This window comes from Streptomyces sp. CB01201 (assembly GCF_002803085.1).
GTDB lineage: Bacteria > Actinomycetota > Actinomycetes > Streptomycetales > Streptomycetaceae > Streptomyces > Streptomyces hundungensis.
Window position 1 is genome coordinate 304,888 of the sequence record NZ_NNBJ01000002.1, and the last position, 17,743, is coordinate 322,630.

Here is a 17,743-nt window from a genome sequence, read left to right on the forward strand (position 1 = left end):
GCGGGCGTGGGACAGCGACGGGCGCTTCCGGCGGAGGGTTGGGCTACCAGGCGACGCAGAGCCGGGCGAGCCCGCGGGTGGCCAGCCCGTCCTTCCAGACGAACGGGGAGTCGCCGTCGGCGAGCCGCAGCGTCGGGAAGCGGTGCAGGAGGCGTTCGAGGACGATGCGCACCTGGAGCCTCGCCAGCGGTGCGCCCAGGCAGCGGTGCACACCGTGACCGAACGTGAGGTGCGAGGCGTCGTGTCCGGTGACGATGTTCATCGACTCTGCGTCCGCGAACACGGCGGCGTCACGGTTGCCGTGCACCAGGGCGACCATCACGCCCTCGCCCGGCTGCACCAGGACATCGCCGACCTGCACCGGTTCGGTCGCGACGCGGGGGAAGGCGAGCGGCGTGGCGGGGCTCAGCCGGATCAGTTCCTCCACCGCGTTACCGAGCCGGTCGGGGTGCTCGCTCAGCTCCTCGTACACCTTGCGGTCGGTCAGCAGCGAGAGCGTCGCAAGGCCGATCTGGCCGCCGGTGGTCTCGTAGCCGGCCATCAGCAGGGTGAGCCCCAGGGTGAGGAGCTCGTTCATGGACAGCTCGCCCTGGTCGTGCGCGGCGATCAGGTCGCTGAGCATGTCCTCCTGCGGATCGCGGCGCTTGCGCTCCAGCAACTCGCTTATGTACTCGATGAGTTCGATGCGGTAGCGAACCTTCTCGCGGGGGCTGCTCGCGTTGATGTCGAAGAGCACCTCGACCCAGCCGCTGAAGCGGGGGCTGTCCTCCTCGGGAACGCCGAGCATGGAGCACAGCACCGAGAGCGGCAGCGGCCTCGCGAGGTTCTCGATCAGATCGGCGCCGTGGCCCAGTTCGACGACCGCGTCGAGGTGCCGGTCGGTGAGATCCTCCACGAAGGTGCTCATCCGCGCCATGCGGCCCGTGGAGAACCCGCCGCTGACCAGCCGCCTCAGCCGGGCGTGCGGGCTACCGTCCATGCTCATCATGGAGTCCGCCGCCGGTTGGGCGTCGTTGAACCTCGGCGCCTTGGGTGCGAGCGCCGCGACCCGGCTGAACCTCTTGTCGGTCAGGACCGAGCGGCCCAGCGCGTAGTTGCGCACCAGCCACATGTCGTCGCCGGTCGGCGTGACGATGCGGACGACGTCTTCGGCACCGGGCTGCATGAAGTCGGGCAGCGGACCCAACTGGTCGGCCGTGGACTGCCTCATCCGGGAAACCTCTCTACTTGTCGGCGGGCCGGGCGGCACGGATCCGGCGCTCGACCTCGCGCAGCAGCTCGGCCTGTCGGTTGAACGCGATGCGTACGTACTGCTCGCCCCGGGCCGGATCGGCGAACGAGGGGCCACCGGGCACGACCAGGACCCCTGCGGTGTCGAGGAGTTCGAGGACGAAGGCCCTGCTGTCCTTCTCGCCCCCGGTGAGGGGGCTCACGTCCGCGAAGAGGAAGCAGCCGCCTTCGGCGGGGGCGATCTTCATGCCCATTCCTGTGAAGATCTCCAGGGCCAGGTCGCGGCGGCGGCCCATCTCCTGGGCGGCGGTCTTCAGGTCCGCCGAGACGGCGGCCAGTCCGACGGCCACCTGCAAGGGGGTCGCGGCGCCGTTCGTCGTGAGCTCGTGCACGCGACGCAGCGCCTGGGTGCGGACGGGGTCCGCGCGCAGGAATCCGAGCCGCCAGCCGCTGATCGCGTAGCTCTTGGAGAGCGAGCCGACGACGATGCCGCGCTCGGCGAGCCCGGGCACTTCGGTGATCGACGTCTGGACCCGGCCGTCGAAGACGAAGTTGCTGTACACCTCGTCGCAGATGACGGTGACGTCCCACTGCTCGCACAACTCGGCTATCTGGTGCAGCTCTTGGCGGTCCAGTACCCGGCCGGTGGGGTTGCCCGGCGAATTCAGGAGAACGGCGCGGGTGCGAGGGGTGAAGGCGGCGGCCAGTTCGTCCGGGTCGAAGCGCCAGTCGGGCGCGTGCAGCGGAACGAACCGCGGCACGGCGCCGGCCAGCGCGATGGCCGCCTTGAACTGCTCGTAGCCCGGGTCGAGCAGGACGACCTCGTCGCCGGGTTCCACGACAGTGAGCAGAGCCACGCAGAGTGCCTCGGTGGCGCCGACGGTGACGGTCAGTTCGGTCAGCGGGTCGGTCGGCGTGCTGAGGGTGTCGGCGATCCGCTCCCGGAGCAGCACGTCGCCCGAGGGGTGGTCGTACTGGTTGCGCCCGCCGCGCATGGCCTCGTAGGCCGCGTCGATGATGTCGGGAGCGGGCTCGGGATATCCGGGCGTGCCGAGCGCCAGGTCGATGGCGCCGCGCTCACGCGCCAGCAGGAAGAGCTCGCCCAGACTATTGCCTTCGAGTGCCGCGGCTCTCGACGAGATGTATGGCTGATGGGTCCTGGAATCCGCCATGCTCCCCTCCTCCTGATGGTTGGTCTGCCGGAATGGCGAGCTCGCGTCCGGGTGGGCGGTCGGCTCCGGAGAATTCGCAGAAATAGTGTTCCGACAAAACGTGCGGAACTAGAAAGGTGGAATCCAATCAAGCCGCCGACGGCGCCGTGTGAACTCGATCACCCTGCCGGTATCGACGGGTCGGAATTGTTCGCGATTCCTATCGGGTCGCGTTGCCGTGCCACACCCGGCTTCGCCCGAACATACCCGGCGATCGGTAATTGGTGAACCGGATGGCGGCCAGTGCCCGCGTCCCGGCGACGGGACACCGCGGCCCGCGATCCAGGGAGTCGGCGGGGCGCGGTGCGACGGGGTCGATACTGTTCTGACCGGTGATTTCAGACCGGTGAGACGGTCTTTGGTCATCTGATGGGAAGAGCGGGCTCCTGCCTTGGCAGAGCTTTCGCGCGCTGCCCTTGCCGAACCTTGACGTGAACGGGGTCGGCTTGCTTGCGTTACGGTTCCGCGCAGTCAATCGAGACCGGAAAGCGAATGGGAGGAGTGCAGGGCGGCCGACCGCATCAGAACTGTGAACGCACTCGGCAAACGTTGGTCCGTCTTACTCTCCCGCTCTCGGCGTCACTGGTGAACGCCGGATTCCGTTTCGACAGCATTCCGACCCCGCGCGGCCAGCGACCCTTCGCCGGGGATCTGCCAGTGCTGGGCACTCCGACCTGGCGAAAGGCGAGGCACTGACCATGACCACTTCGACCGTGAACGGCATCGACCTCACCGACCCGGGGGTCTTTCTGGCCTCCGGCGCCGAACTGGTCGACATGTGGCGACGGTTCAGGGAGGAATCCCCCGTCCACTGGCACGAGGTGTCCGACCGTGCCGTCCCTGGATTCTGGGTGCTGTCGCGCTACGACGACGTCATGCAGGTCTACCGGGACAACAAGCGGTTCACCTCCGAACGGGGCAACGTCCTGACCACCCTCCTGGAGGGCGGCGACTCGGCCGCGGGCAAGATGCTGGCCGTCACGGACGGCCGCCGCCATCGCGAACTGCGCAATCTGCTGCTGAAGGCGTTCTCGCCCCGGGTGCTGGAGCCCGTGGTGGCCGGGGTGCGGGAGCGCGCCGACCAACTGGTGCGGCACGCCGTCGAGAGCGGCGACTGCGACTTCGCCCAGGACGTCGCCGAACACATACCGATGGCCACCATCGCGGACCTCCTCGGGGTGCCCCCGAGCGACCGGGACTATCTGTTGACCCTGACCAAGGAGGCGCTCAGCACGGAGGAGGAGGGGCAGTCCGCGGACGAGGCGCTGGTCGCGCGCAACGAACTGCTCTTCTACTTCTCCGAGTTGGCCGCCGAGCGACGCGAGGAGCCGCACGACGACGTGGTCAGCGTCCTCGCCACCAGCACGATCGACGGCGAGCCGCTCACCGAGCAGGAGATCATCTTCAACTGCTACAGCGTCATCATCGGCGGCGACGAGACGAGCAGGCTCTCCATGATCTGCGGCATGCGCGAGCTGATCGAGCACCCGGAGCAATGGCGGCGGCTCAAGTCCGGTGAGGTCTCCGTGGACAGCGCCGTCGAAGAGGTGCTGCGCTGGGTCAGTCCCGCCATGCACTTCGGGCGCCGCGCTCTCCAGGACGTCGAGATCGGCGGCCGTACCGTGCACGCCGGAGATGTCGTCACACTCTGGAACAGCTCGGCCAACTACGACGAAACCGTCTTCGCCGACCCGGCCACCTTCGACCTGGGCCGCACGCCCAACAAGCACGTGTCGTTCGGGTACGGGCCGCACTTCTGCCTCGGGGCCCACCTGGGCCGGGCCGAGATCGCTGCCATGCTCACCGCGCTGCGCACCCACGTCGCCGAGGCCTCGCCGAACGGCCCGGCCAAGCCCATCCACTCCAACTTCCTGCACGGCTACAGCAGTCTGCCGGTCACCCTGCGTCCGGCCCGGTAGCGGTTCTCTCCGCCCGGCTGCCCTGCGCCGGCCCGGCCCGGCGCACCGACGTTCCCTCGATCCGCTCACCGTCTTGAACCTCAGGAGAATCCGTGAAGGACCTACAAGGATCGTCTGCTGCCGAGTCGTCCGCCGGCGCGACCCTTGCCCTGGCCACCTTTCCTGAAATGTTCGAGGCGCGCGTCCGGGAGACGCCGGGCGAGCCCGCCGTCGAAGCGGTCGACCACTCCTGGACCTACGCGGAACTGAACGCGCGGGCGAACCGGATCGCGCACTGGCTCATCGGCCGGGGGATCGGCCCGGAGCGGGTGGTGGCGGTGGCCATGCCGCGCTCGGCCGAGCAGATCGCCGTACTGCTCGGCATCATGAAGGCGGGAGCGGCGTACCTGCCCTGGGACCTGAGCTACCCGTTGGAACGGCTCGCCCACATGGCCGCCGACTCCACGCCCGCGGTAGTGCTGACCACGCGGCTCGCGTCCGCGCGGCTGCCCGATGTTCCGGGCACCGATGTGGTGGCGTTGGACGATCCGGCGGCCGTGGCCTGGGACGAAGTGCGGCAGTCGGACCCGGTGGACGCCGAGCGCGTCGCGCCGCTGAGCGCGGCGCACGCCGCGTACGTCATCTACACCTCGGGTTCCACCGGCCGTCCCAAGGGCGTGACGGTGACGCACTCCGGGCTCGCCGCACTGCGTGCCGAGGCCGTGCGCCTCGGCGACCTCGCCGTGGGGACGGACGCGCGCGTGCTGCAGTTCGCGTCGCTGAGCTTCGACATGTCGGTGTGGGACCTGGTGTCGGGGCTGACCACCGGAGCCGCGCTCGTGGTGCCCGCGCAGGAGCGCCTGGTGGGGGAGGACCTGGCCGCGTTCATGGCGGCGCGGGGCGTGACGCATGCGACCCTGCCGCCCAGCGTGCTGGCCACGCTGCCCCCGGGCACCTCGCGTTCGCTCGACCGGCTGCGTGTCCTGGTGATCGGCGGCGAGGCGTGCACACCGGGACTGGTGACCGAGTGGGGCCCGGGACGCCGCTTCATCAACGCGTACGGGCCGACGGAGGCCACCGTGTGGGCCACGTTCAGCGGGCCGCTGAGCGAGGGCGCGGTGCCCATCGGCGCGGCGATGACGGACACGGGGGTGCACCTGCTCGACGAGCACCTTGCGCCGGTCGCCGACGGGCAGGCCGGCGAGCTGTATCTGGCGGGTCCGAGCCTCGCGCGCGGATACCTGGGACACCGGGCACTGACCGCGTCGCGGTTCGTGGCGAATCCGCTCGGCCCGAAGGGCTCGCGGATGTACCGCACGGGGGACGTGGCGCGACGGGACGCCGACGGACAGCTGGTGTACCTCGGCCGCAGCGACGGCCAGGTCAAGGTAAGGGGCCAGCGGATCGAGACGGGCGAGGTGGAGGCCGTACTCGCCACGCACCCCCGGGTCCGTCAGGCGGTCGTCGTCGCCCAGGACGGCGGGGCCGGCCGGGGCAGGCAACTGGTCGGATACGTGGTGCCGGTGCCCGAGGAGGAGTCGCCCGGCTCCGGGCGCGGCAGCGGGACCGGACACCTCGCGCTCGAACTGGGGCTCGGCCCGGCGGAGCTGCGTGCGTTCCTCGCGAAGCGGTTGCCGGACGGCATGGTGCCCGGGGTGGTGATGGTCATCGACGAGGTGCCGCTGACGCCGAACGGCAAGGCGGACAAGGCGGCCCTGCCCCGGCCCGAGTTCCGCGGGGCCGACTACCGGGCCCCGGGCTCGGACACCGAGAAGGTGCTCGCCGGCATCTTCGCCGAGGTGCTCTCGGTGAGCCAGGTCGGCGTGGACGACGACTTCTTCACGCTCGGCGGCGACAGCATCCAGTCCCTGCAGATCGCCTCCCGCGCACGGAGCCGGGGACTGGAGGTCAGCTCCCGGCAGATCTTCGAGTTCCGCACGGTGTCCGCGCTCGCCGAGGCCGTCACCGCACACCGGGCGGCTCCCCGGGCGGTGCTCGCGGAACTGGACGGCGGCGGAGCGGGATGGCTGCCCCACCTGCCTGCGACCCGGTTCCTCCACACCCGCGGACCGGGTTCCGCACGGTCCGCGCAGGTGATGATCCTGGAACTCCCCGAGGGCATGGACCGGGCCGGGCTCGTCGCCACCCTGGGCGCCGTGATCGACCACCACGACGTGCTGCGCGCCCGCGTGGTGGAGACGGACGGGGGCGGTCTCCTCGTGGGCGCGCCCGGCTCGGTGAGCGCGGACGCGCTGATCCGACGGGTCACCCAGGACGGCCCGTGGGACCTCGACGCGACGGGCGAGGGAGCCGAACCCTGGCACACGCTCCTCCGTTCGGAGATCGGCACCGCCACGAGCCGGCTCGACCCGGCGGCCGGCGTGATGGCACAGTTCGTCTGGTTCGACGCGGGCACCGCACGGCCCGGGCGGCTCCTGGTGCTGCTGCACGAGCTCGTCGTGGACGCCGAATCCTGGCGCATCCTCGTGGCCGACCTGGCCTCGGCCTGGCGGCGGATCCACGACGGCAGAACCCCCGAACTCGCACCGGTGGGTACGTCGGTGCGCCGCTGGGCCCACGCCTTGGCCGACGAGGCGCAACGCCCCGAGCGCGTCGCCGAGCTCGACCTGTGGCGCTCCATCGTCGCGAGCCCCGACCCGGACCTCGGCGCCCGCGTCCTCGACCCGGCCGCGGAGGTGGACGCCACGTTCACCGAGACCCGCGTAGACCTCTCGGTCGAGGCCACCGAAACCCTCCTGACCACTCTTCGGTCCGCCTTCCGCTGCGAAGCCGACGACGTCCTGCTCGCCGCCCTCGCGATGGCCGTGACGCGCTGGCGGGCCGACCGCGGCGTGCAGGCGTCGTCCACGCTGGTCAGCCGGGAATCCGGCCGTACGGAAGGCGCCGTGCCCGGGGCCGACCTGTCCCGCACCGTGGGCCCGCTCACCTGCCCCACCCCCGTCCGCCTCGACCTGGCCGGAGCCGACCTGGAAGAGGCGTTCGCGGGCGGAACGGCCGCGGGCAGCATCGTCAAGGCCGTCAAGGAACAGCTGCGAGCCCTGCCCGACCAAGGCATCGGCTACGGCCTCCTGCGCCACCTCAACCCCGAGACCGCCGCCGTCCTGGCGCGCCTCGGCACCGGGCAGATTTCCTTCCGCTTCGTGGACCGCACCGAGGCCACCGCTGCGCCGGCCCAGGCGCCCGGCCTCGGCTTCGTCCCCCTTGCCGCAGTGCCCGGGCCGGGGGAGCGGGGCGCGGCCCGGCCCGCGCTCGCCATTGACGCGAGCGTCACGCACACCGCCGAAGGCCCGCGTCTGGGAGCCCTGTTCACCGCCCCGCAGGGCGTTCTGCCGGCCTGTGACGTACGCGAACTCGCGGACCTCTGGCGCCAGGCTCTCGCGGCGCTCGCCCGGCACACCGCCGAGCCCGGCGCGGGCGGCCCGAGCCCGTCGGACGTACCACTGGTGGCCGTCACGCAGGACGACATCGACGACTGGCGGCAGCGCTACCCGGGTCTGTCCGACATCTGGCCCGTGCCGCCCCTGCCGGCTGGCCTGCTGGTGCACTCGATGATGGCGCGCGAGGCCGGGGCCGAGCTCGACACCTACCAAGTCCAGTACACGCTGCGGCTGTCCGGGCCGGTGGACCCCGCCCGCCTGCGCACCGCGGCACAGGCCCTCCTCGACCGGCACCCGGTGCTGCGCACCGCCTATGCCCCGGGCCCGGACGGCGACCTCGTGCAACTGGTCGTCGACGGCGTCGACCTGCCCTGGCAATGCCTGGACCTGAGCGGACTCGCCGAGGCCATGCGCGACTCGACGTACCGGCAGTTCCTCGCGGGCGACCTCAAGGTGCACTTCGACCTGGACACCCCGCCGATGCTGCGCATGGCGCTGATCACCCTGTCCGAGGGCCGCCACGACCTGCTCCTGACCGCCCATCACGCCAATGTCGACGGCTGGTGCCTGCCACTGCTGGTCAGGGACCTGCTCCAGCTGTACGCCGCCGAAGGCGACGCCTCGGCGCTGCCCCCGGCGCGCAGCTACCGCGAGTACCTGGTCTGGCTGGCCCAGCAGGATCCGCAGGAGTCGGCGCGCGTGTGGGCGGCGGAGCTGGCGGGCGTCGAGGAGCCGACCCTGATCGCACCCGAGGCCGACCCCGGCGCGGACAGCGCGGACGTCGGCTGGGTCGGCGTCCCGCTCCCCGCCGGCGCGGCCCGTGAACTGCCGCACCGCGCCGCCGAGGTGGGTGTCACCCTGAACACGCTGGTGCAGGGCGCCTGGGCCGTCGTCCTCAACCGCCTGAGCGGCCGTCAGGACGTGGTGCTGGCCGCCGCGGTGGCCGGCCGGCCCGCCGCGCTGCCCGGTGCGGAGTCCATCGTCGGCACGTTCATCAACACCGTCCCGGTGCGCGTCCCCTACGCTCCCGACGGCACCTTCGCCCAGATGATGACGGACTTGCAGGAGCGGCAGGGCGCCCTGCTCGGCCACCACCACTTCGGGCTCGCCGAGATCCAGCGGGCCGCCGGACTCCCCGCCCTGTCCGACAGCCTCATCGGCTTCGAGTCGTTCCCGCTGGACCGCGAGGCCATCGCGGAGGCGAGCGAGGCGGCCGGCATCGCCGTCACCGGCATCGACCTGTTCACCTTGAGCCACTTCCCGGTGACCGTGTTCGTCTACCCCGACGGGGACCACCTGCGCCTGAACCTCCAGTACCGGCAGCACCTGTTCAGCCGTGAGCAGGCGCACGAGATGGCCGAGCTGTACGGGCGCGTGCTCAAGGAGATCGCTGGTGACCCGCGGGTCCGGCTGGGCGAGATGGCCCGCGAGCGCGCCGTGGAGCAGCGGCCCCACCCGGCGGACCCCGACAGGACCGCGGCGCCCGCCGCCGGGGACACCCAGGAACTCCACCCGGCGGGTTTTCTCCGCGCCCACCTCGGCGATGTGTCCGAGCCGACCCTGATGTTCGGGCTCCGGCCCGCCCCCGGCGACGGTCACCGAAGCGTGCGCCGCACGCTCGACGCGGAGCTCGGCGACCGCGTCCGGTCCGTCGCGACGGACCTGGGGAGCAGCCCGGCCGCTCTCTTCCACGCGGGCTGGTCCCTGGTCGTGTCGGCGTGCAGCGGACGCGACGACGTGGTCTTCGGCACCGTTGTGCCCGGCGCATGTGCGCCGTACGACACCGAGCGCGCGGTCGCCGACATCCTCCCCCTACGGGTCGACCTGGCCGGCGTCGGCGTACGCGATCTGCTGCGCACCACGGACCGGAACCTGCGCGACCTGGCCCACCGCAGGCGGACCCCGTCGGCCGTCGACCACGGCCACAGTGCCGTGCCGCCGCAGACCCCGCTGTACAACGCGGTCCTCGACTACCGGTATCCGGATCCGGAGTCCGGCGACTGCGTCGACGACACCGTCGCCCACCCCGTCACGATGGTGGTCGATGACCTGCGGCACTCCTTCACCCTCGACGCGCGGACCGATCGGTCACAGGACCCCGGACTCGTCATCGGCTATCTGGAAACAGCCCTGACGCGCCTGCTCGACGCCCTCACCGACCGGAGCGCGGAACAGCTCCCGGCACGGGAACTGTCCGTCCTGAGCGACACCATGCGCCGGGAGGTCCTGACGGAGTGGAACCACACGCCGTCCGCCGCACCGGTGGAGCGGACCGTCCACGCGTGGTTCGAGGAGACGGCGGCCGCGACACCCGACGCGGTGGCGGTGGAGTTCGAGGACCGTCGCCTGTCGTACGGGGAGCTGAACGCCCGGGCGAACCGTTTGGCGCGGCACCTGCGCGGGCTGGGAGTGGGCCCGGGCGTCCTGGTGCCGCTGTGCCTTTCGCGCAGTGAGCACCTGGTCGTGGCCGTGCTCGCGGTGCTGAAGGCGGGCGGAGCGTACGTGCCCGTGGACCCGGCGTCCCCAGCGGACCGCGTCGCGCACATCCTGACCGACAGCGCACCGCGCCTCCTCGTCACGGACGGGGCGCTGCCCGACGGACTCGCCGTGCCGTCGGTCCCCGTGGTGGACGTGACCGCGGACGCCGACCGGTGGGCCGCGCTCGCCGCGGACGACGTGACCGGCACCGGGTGCGGCCCATCGGACCTGGCCTACGTCATCTACACGTCGGGCTCGACCGGTGTGCCCAAGGGGGTCATGGTCGAGCACCGCAACGTCGTCCGGCTGTTCACCTCGACCGACGACTGGTTCCGCTTCGACGAGCGGGATGTCTGGACCCTCTTCCACTCCTTCGCGTTCGACTTCTCCGTGTGGGAGATCTGGGGCGCGCTGCTGCACGGCGGCCGGCTCGTGGTGGTCCCCCAGGCAGTCACCCGCAACCCGCACGACTTCTACCGGCTGCTGTGCGCGTCGGGCGTGACGGTGCTCAACCAGACGCCCACGGCGTTCCGCCAACTGGTCGCGGCCCAGGCCGAGGACGCCGAGCCGCACGCCGTGCGGACGGTGGTGTTCGGCGGCGAGGCCCTCGACGTCGCCTCGCTCAAGCCGTGGCTGCGGCGCTCGGTCAACAAGAACACCCAGCTGGTGAACATGTACGGGATCACCGAAACCACGGTCCACGTCACCTGGCACCCGCTGACCGAGGCCGACGCCGACCGGCCCGTCAGCCCGATCGGACGGCGCATCCCGGACCTGTGCGTGTACGTGCTCGACCGGCACGGCCGCCCCGCACCCGTCGGAGCCGTGGGAGAGCTGTACATCGGCGGCGCCGGAGTGGCCCGCGGCTATCTCAACCGGCCGGAGCTGACCGCGGAACGCTTCCTGGACGACCCGTTCCGCGAGGAGAGCGGTGCGCGGATGTACCGCTCGGGAGATCTGGCCCGGCTGCTGCCGGAAGGCTCCCTGGAATACCTCGGCCGCAACGACGATCAGGTGAAGATCCGGGGATTCCGTATCGAGCTCGGCGAGATCGAGGCCCGCCTCGCCGAACACCCCGCCGTCCAGGACGCCCGCGTCCTGGTGCGCACGTACGACGGCGAACAGGACCGGCGCCTGGTCGCCTACCTCGTACCGGCCGCGGACCGCGCCCCGGCCGTGCGGGAACTGCTGCGCCTGGAGCGCACCGAGCCCCAACTCCTTGAACGCACCTACGAACTGCCCAACGGCCTGACGGTGTTTCAGCAGAACAAGAGCGAAACCGAATTCCTCTACGACGAGATCTTCACGCACCTGGAGTACCTGCGGAACGGCATCACCATCGACGACGGCGACACCGTCGTCGACGTCGGCGCCAACATCGGCCTGTTCACGCTGTTCGCGGGCACCCGCGCCCCAGGCGCACGGATCTACGCCTTCGAGCCGATCCCGCCCGTCTTCGACTCGCTGCGCCGCAACGTCGACCTGCACGGGCTGAACGCCAAGGTATTCGACTGCGGTCTCGCGGCGGAGGCGGGCGAGGAGACCTTCACCTTCTACCGTCACAACACCGTCATCTCCTCCAGCGTCACGACCACCGAGCAGGCCCATGACCTCGTGCGCTCCTATCTGCGCAACCAGGAGGAACTCGCCGGCGGTGGCGCGGCGGCCGAGGACGGCCTCGTCGACGAACTCGTCGACGCCCGCCTGGACAGCGAACAGTTCACCTGCCGTTTGCGGACCCTCTCGGAGATCATCACGGCGGAGTCGATCGACCGGATCGACCTGCTGAAGATCGACGTGGAGAATGCCGAGTACGAGGTGCTCAAGGGAATCCAGCCGCATCACTGGTCGATGATCCGACAGCTCGTCGTCGAACTGCACGACGTCGACGGCCAGTTGGAGAAGGTCTCGACGCTCCTCAAGACCCTCGGGTACGACCTCGTGTGCGAACAGGACAACCGCCTGCTGCGGAACACGACGCTCTACAACATCTACGCCCGCCGCGCCGACGGCCCGAGCGGCCGGGTTCCCGGGAGCGCCGACACCACGGCCCCGCAGCGCTGGGCGGGCCGATCCGCGCTGCTCACCGACGTACGGGAGTCGCTGCGCAAGACGCTGCCCGAGTACATGCTGCCGACCGCCCACGTCCTGCTCGAAGAGCTGCCGCTGACCCAGAACGGCAAGCTCGACCAGAAGGCGCTGCCCGAGCCCGTGTCCCAGGGCCGCGCCTATGCCGCGCCGCGCACCCCGCAGGAGCGACAGCTGTGCGACCTGATCGCGCAGGTGCTCCGCATCGACCGGGTGGGCATGGGCGACAACTTCTTCGACCTGGGGGGCGACTCCCTTCTCGCGACCCGGCTCACCAGCAGAATCGGCAAGACGCTCGGGGCGCGCGTGCTGATCCGAGCGGTGTACGAGGCCCGTGACATCGCCGAACTGGCGCACACGGTGAGGAACGCGCCCGCGGCGAACCAGCCGCGACTGCGCCGGATGAACAGGAGCGCCCAGCAATGATCCGGCCGTCCTCACCGCGACGCCGTCCGCGGCCAGCCGAGCGGGCCGAGGGTCCGGTCGTGGAGTACGACGTACCTTTACCCGCCCGCTGATGCGGGCCCGGACGGCGCCCGGTCACGCCGGAGCTCGTCAACTCACGCTCAGGCAGGGTTTGTTGTCGACAGTCGGCGTGGTCCGCCGGCCACCGAGATGCAGGGAGGCGTGAGGACGCCGATGGAGATCCAGGAGACAGCCGCCGTTCCCGGCGCCTACGTCATCACCCCGCACAAACATCCCGATCCCCGCGGAGACTTCTTCGAATCGCTCCGCACCGACCTGATCAGCGAGGCGGTCGGGCGTCCCTTCACGGTCCGCCAGGTCAACTACTCGGTGTCGAAACGGAACACGCTGCGCGGCCTGCACGGCGTGCTCATCCCTCCGGGCCAGGCCAAGTACGTCACCTGTGTGCGGGGGGCGTTCCGCGACATCGCCGTCGACTTGCGCGTCGGCTCACCGACGTTCGGAAGGTACACGTCCAATCTCTTGACGGCGGAGAACGGCGTGGCCGTTCACATCACCGAAGGCCTCGGCCACGGCTTCCTCGCGCTGACGGACGACACCTGCATCAGCTACGCCCTGTCGACCGTCCATGTGCCGGGCACCCAGTTCGAGATAGACCCGCTCGATCCGGACCTGGACCTGCCGTGGGGATTCACCGAGCCTCCCCTGCTCTCGGAGAAGGATGCACGGGCGCCCAGCCTGGAGCACGCCCGCGCGAAGGGCATGCTGCCGCGCTGGCCGGAGACGTTCCCGGACGGCGCCGACCACTTCGCTCCGGCGACGCCCGGGTAGGGAGCCGGTCAGCCGGTCCGAGCACGGCGTGCGGCGAGACGGCGTGCGAGGGGCGGCAGGGCGGCGCCGACAAGGACCGCGGCGAGCGGTACGGCGACGTCCAGCCAGGGATTGCGGAGCGGCTTGTACGTGGCCGTGCCGTCCTTGATCTCGATGAAACCGCGGGGTCGGGCCCGGACGCCTCCGCAGGCCGGGCTCTCGTCGGCCGCGGCTTCGGGATCCGCGCTACCGCCGAAGCCGAGGCCGACCTCGACGACCGGGATGACGGTGACGCCCGCGGTGGTGAAGGGCTCGCCGTACACGACCGTCGAGGCCCGGTTGCCGAGCTCGGCGGTCAGACGCTCCAGGAGGGCGGTGGTCGGATGCGTCGGCGTGGCGGGCCGGGCCGGCTCGTCCGGTGCGGTCATCGGGTGTCTCCGTAACGTGTCGGGCGGTCCGGGAAGGCCGGAGGTGGCTGGCGCTGGTCCTGCTGACGGGACACCGGCCTCCGCGTCCGGGCATGGGCGGGCAGGTGCGGGCGGAGCAAGCGCCATGCTACGTGGTCGACCGACGCCAGAAAGTGTCGGCTCGGCCAACAGCGGCTGGATCCAACGGTCTTGGATGCGATGGTCGAGGCGCAGGGCTCGACCGAAGCGTGACCGGGTCCGGGAGTTCTCGGCTGGTGGGTGAGTGATGTGCGGACCCGGTGTGGGGTCTCCGCCGATCCCGCGGGCCCTTCCCCGTTTTCTCTTTCGCACCGCAGGCCCGGCAGTAGGGTGAAGCGGTGACCCCCTTACCAGAAGATCTGCCGTCGCTGATCGGCGAAGAAGACCGAAGTGCCGCGGTGCAGCGCCTGCAGGATGCGTACAGCAGAGGGAGCATCTCGCACGAGGAACTGGACGAACGCCTGCACCTGGTGCTCACCGCCAAGGCACACAGCGAGCTGGCGTCGGCCCTGTCCTCACTCCCGGCGGAGCCGCCGGGCACCACGTCGACGATTGCCGCCGCCAGTGGACGGATCCAACGGCGCGGCGCATGGCGGGTGCCTCGGCTCCTCAAGGTCGAGTCCGCACTCGCAAGGGTGCGCCTTGACCTGTCCCGGGCGATCATCGAACACCCGGTGGTCGACATCGAGTTGCAGCTCGGAACGGGCAGGGCGAAGATCACGGTCCCTCGTGACGCGATCGTCGACGTCGAGGATCTGAACACCGGGTGGAAGGACACGCTCTACAAGACCCCGCGGCGCGCCCGCCCCGTCGGCCCGAAGATCCGCATCACCGGGACCATGGGGATGGGCCGGCTGAAGATCCGCCACGCCTGGCGCTGAGGCCGGCCGAGCAAGCACGACCAGGCACCGTACGAATGCGGCCCGGGCCCGCGCTGTTGGCGGGGGCCACCCGGCCGTCCCCCTCACCGCACCGAGCGGATCCGCCCCACCAGCACCGACCCGGCCACCCCGATAGCCCCCGCCAGCGCGTACAGGACCCCGTACCCGCCGAGGTGGCTGACGACCGGGGCCGCGACGGCCGGGGCCAGGACCTGGGGCAGGGCATTGGCCACGTTGATGACGCCCAGGTCCCGGCCCCGGTCGGCGGCGCTCGGCAGCACATCGGTGAGCAGCGCGAAGTCCACCGAGGTGTACACCCCGTACCCGACCCCGAGCACCAGCGACGCCACCACCGCGCCGGTCCACGTCTGCCACACGGCGAGCAGCAGCGTCGCCGCCGAGATGACGAGCCCGGACCACACGACGAACACCTTGCGCCGGCCCGTACGGTCCGACCAGATGCCGCTGATCACCACCGTGCCGAGCAGCGTCACCGCGTCCAGGGCGGTCAGGATCAGCACGCCCGTGTCCGCGTCGCCCGCGTAGTGCACCGCGTCGGTCAGGTAGTACAGCAGGTACATCGTGCTGATGGAGTACGACAGGTTCATCAGGAAGCGCGTCAGCCACGCCCACCCGAAGTCCGGGAAGCGACGGGGGTCAATCCAGAAGCCCCGCACGAACTCCCGGCAGCGGAAGGGTGGTTGGCTGCCGGCTCGCAGCGGGGCGTCCCTGCGCATCAGCACATACGGGACGACCGCCAGGAGCGAGAAGGCCGCGCACGCCCCATAGCCGGCGGCGATACCGCCGGCCGCCGTCGCCAGCGCCGTACCCACCAGGATGCCGGCCACCTGGGACACACCGAGCCAGCCGCCGACCAGGCCGCGGCGGCGGTGCGGGACCTGGTCCGGCACGGCGGCCGTCAACGCGGCGAACGAGGCGTTCAGGGCCAGCTGCACCAGGCACCAGCCCGCCGCCATCACCGCCACGTCCGGGGCCCACGCCAGGACCAGCAGCCCAGCGACCCCGCCCACGCCGCCCGCCACGACCCACGGAATGCGCCGCCCGACCCGTGCTGTCGTACGGTCGGACAGCGCGCCGAACACCGGGTTCGCCACCATCGAGACGGCGGCCCCAAGTCCCGTCACCAGGGCGAGGGTTGAGGCCTTGTGTTCTGGGGTGAAGTGTTCGGCCTGGCGGGCCAGGAGCAGTTGCAGCGGACCGAACCAGCCCACCCACACTCCGAGATTGGCCAGCGAGAGCGCCCCCACCCAGCGCCTGCCGGGATCCCCCGCCGCGCCCGGCGCCGCCGTGTCCACGGCCGGTCCGCCCAGGGCCTCGGCGCCGGGCTCCGCCGTCACCGGACGCCCGCTGCCGGGTCCGCCGGGTCCGCCGGGTCTGTACGGCTGCGGTTGTGCCGGATGACGTCCTGGTACCAGGCGTAGGAGTCCTTCGGCGTGCGCGCCAGCGTCTCGTAGTCGACGTGGACCAGGCCGAAGCGCTGCCGATACCCCTCCGCCCACTCGAAGTTGTCCAGGATCGACCAGATGAAGTAACCGCGCACGTCGACACCCTCGGCCATCGCCCGGTGCAGGGCCCGCAGATGACCGTCGTGGTACGCGACCCGCCGGGCGTCGGCCACCCGGCCGCCGTCCGTTGGGTCGGGGGCGTCCCCGTAAGAGCACCCGTTCTCGGTGATGATGAGCGGGGGAAGTGAACTGCCGTAACGAGTGCGGAAGTTGCTCAGCAGTTCATGGAGGCCGTCGGGGACCACCGGCCAGCCGAAGTCGGTGCGTTCGTGGCCCTCGATCTCGTGCAGGCCGAACGGCAGGTCCGGCGGGAGGTCGATCCCGGCGAGGCTGGTGACGGCGTCCGGCTTCGGCGCGCCGACCAGGGCCGGGTTGTAGTAGTTGATCCCGTACCAGTCCAGCGGTGCCGAGATGATCCTCAGGTCGTCGGCGACCGGTCCCGGCATCAACTCACCCCATCCCTCGGGGTAGTTGCCGGTGAGGATGGGGTCGGCGAAGAGCCGGTTCATCAGCGTGTCGTACAGCTCGGCCGCCGCACGGTCCTCGTCGGTGTCCCCCGCCCTCCACACCGGGCTGTGCGAGGCGGCGATACCGATCTCGCGCGCACCGGCGGCACGCAGCGCCTCGACTCCCAGTCCGTGTGCCAGCAGTTGGTGGTGCGCCACGGGCAGCGCGTCGAAGATCAGCCGCTTGCCCGGGGCGTGCTCGCCGATCCCGTAACCGAGCAGCGTGATCTCGGCGGGCTCGTTGAGGGTGATCCAGCGCGGCACCCGGTCCCCGAGCCGCTCGGCGACGATCGAGGCGTACGAGGCGAACCGGTACGCCGTGTCCCGGTCGAGCCAGCCGCCGCCCTCCTCCAGGGCGAGCGGGGTGTCCCAGTGGAACAGCGTGGGGACGGGGGCGATCCCGGCGGCGCACAGTTCGTCGACCAGCCGGTCGTAGAAGTCGAGCCCCCGCTGATTGACCGGGCCCTTGCCGGACGGCTGCACCCGGGACCAGGCGATGGAGAACCGGTAGGCCCCGACGCCGAGTTGGGCCATCAGCGCGACGTCTTCGCGATAGCGGTGATAGTGATCGGTGGTGACATTCGCGTGCGAGCCGTCCTTGATCCGGCCGGGCTCGCGGGTGAACGCGTCCCAGACGGACGGTCCCCGCCCTTCGGCTTCCACCGCGCCCTCGATCTGGAAAGCGGATGCGGAGACCCCCCACAGGAAGTCGCGGGGGAAGAGGGGCAGCGGCGGCAGGGGCGGCGGCGTCATGGGGGAACTTTTGGGCCCCGGGGTGGGCGCTGTCAATGGAAAGTGAACAACTTTCATGTTTGGTTGGGTCGAAGTGCCGGGGTGGGGAGGCC

At 71.0% G+C, this 17,743-nt stretch carries 9 protein-coding genes; 4 read left to right on the forward strand and 5 right to left on the reverse strand.

Translation table 11 applies throughout. The annotated features are described in order from the left end of the window. Window positions 1–43: 43 nt before the first annotated feature. Both CG740_RS06010 and CG740_RS06015 read right to left on the reverse strand, forming a co-directional pair. Complete coding sequence (locus tag CG740_RS06010; RefSeq protein ID WP_100573892.1) at window positions 44–1,210, reverse strand: cytochrome P450; 1,167 nt, start codon at window positions 1,208–1,210, stop codon at window positions 44–46. Window positions 1,211–1,223: 13 nt separating this feature from the next. Continuing rightward, window positions 1,224–2,402: a pyridoxal phosphate-dependent aminotransferase gene (locus CG740_RS06015; protein WP_100573893.1), complete on the reverse strand. Its 1,179-nt coding sequence runs from the start codon at window positions 2,400–2,402 to the stop codon at window positions 1,224–1,226. Between the two features lie 731 nt (window positions 2,403–3,133). Between CG740_RS06015 and CG740_RS06020 the strand changes: the two genes are divergently transcribed. The 3 genes from CG740_RS06020 to CG740_RS06030 all read left to right on the forward strand — a co-directional run bounded on the left by CG740_RS06020 (window position 3,134) and on the right by CG740_RS06030 (window position 13,560). Next, the gene (locus CG740_RS06020; RefSeq protein WP_100573894.1) at window positions 3,134–4,360 is read left to right on the forward strand and encodes a cytochrome P450; all 1,227 of its coding nucleotides are present in this window, start codon (window positions 3,134–3,136) and stop codon (window positions 4,358–4,360) included. Between the two features lie 92 nt (window positions 4,361–4,452). After that, window positions 4,453–12,729 carry a non-ribosomal peptide synthetase gene (locus tag CG740_RS06025; RefSeq protein WP_159030240.1) on the forward strand — a complete coding sequence of 2,759 codons (8,277 nt, stop codon included), beginning with the start codon at window positions 4,453–4,455 and terminating at the stop codon, window positions 12,727–12,729. Between the two features lie 213 nt (window positions 12,730–12,942). Then, complete coding sequence (locus tag CG740_RS06030) at window positions 12,943–13,560, forward strand: dTDP-4-dehydrorhamnose 3,5-epimerase family protein (RefSeq protein WP_100573896.1); 618 nt, start codon at window positions 12,943–12,945, stop codon at window positions 13,558–13,560. Between the two features lie 8 nt (window positions 13,561–13,568). On the opposite strand, the gene CG740_RS06035 is transcribed toward CG740_RS06030, so the two are convergent. Then, on the reverse strand, window positions 13,569–13,967 hold the full coding sequence (locus CG740_RS06035) for a GerW family sporulation protein (RefSeq protein ID WP_100573897.1): 399 nt from the start codon (window positions 13,965–13,967) through the stop codon (window positions 13,569–13,571). 356 nt (window positions 13,968–14,323) lie between these two features. Here CG740_RS06035 and CG740_RS06040 point away from each other — a divergent pair, with 356 nt between their 5' ends. After that, the gene (locus CG740_RS06040) at window positions 14,324–14,866 is read left to right on the forward strand and encodes a DUF1707 SHOCT-like domain-containing protein (protein WP_100573898.1); all 543 of its coding nucleotides are present in this window, start codon (window positions 14,324–14,326) and stop codon (window positions 14,864–14,866) included. Window positions 14,867–14,949: 83 nt separating this feature from the next. Here the strand turns inward: CG740_RS06040 and CG740_RS06045 are convergent, their stop codons facing one another. Together CG740_RS06045 and CG740_RS06050 are read right to left on the reverse strand one after the other, a co-directional pair. Then, window positions 14,950–16,224, reverse strand: a complete 1,275-nt coding sequence (locus tag CG740_RS06045) for an MFS transporter (protein WP_442802804.1) — start codon at window positions 16,222–16,224, stop codon at window positions 14,950–14,952. Next, window positions 16,221–17,651 (reverse strand): GH1 family beta-glucosidase, encoded by a 1,431-nt coding sequence (locus CG740_RS06050; RefSeq protein ID WP_100573899.1) that lies wholly within the window; start codon window positions 17,649–17,651, stop codon window positions 16,221–16,223. Before CG740_RS06050 ends, CG740_RS06045 begins: the two co-directional genes overlap by 4 nt. Between the last annotated feature and the right edge of the window lie 92 nt (window positions 17,652–17,743).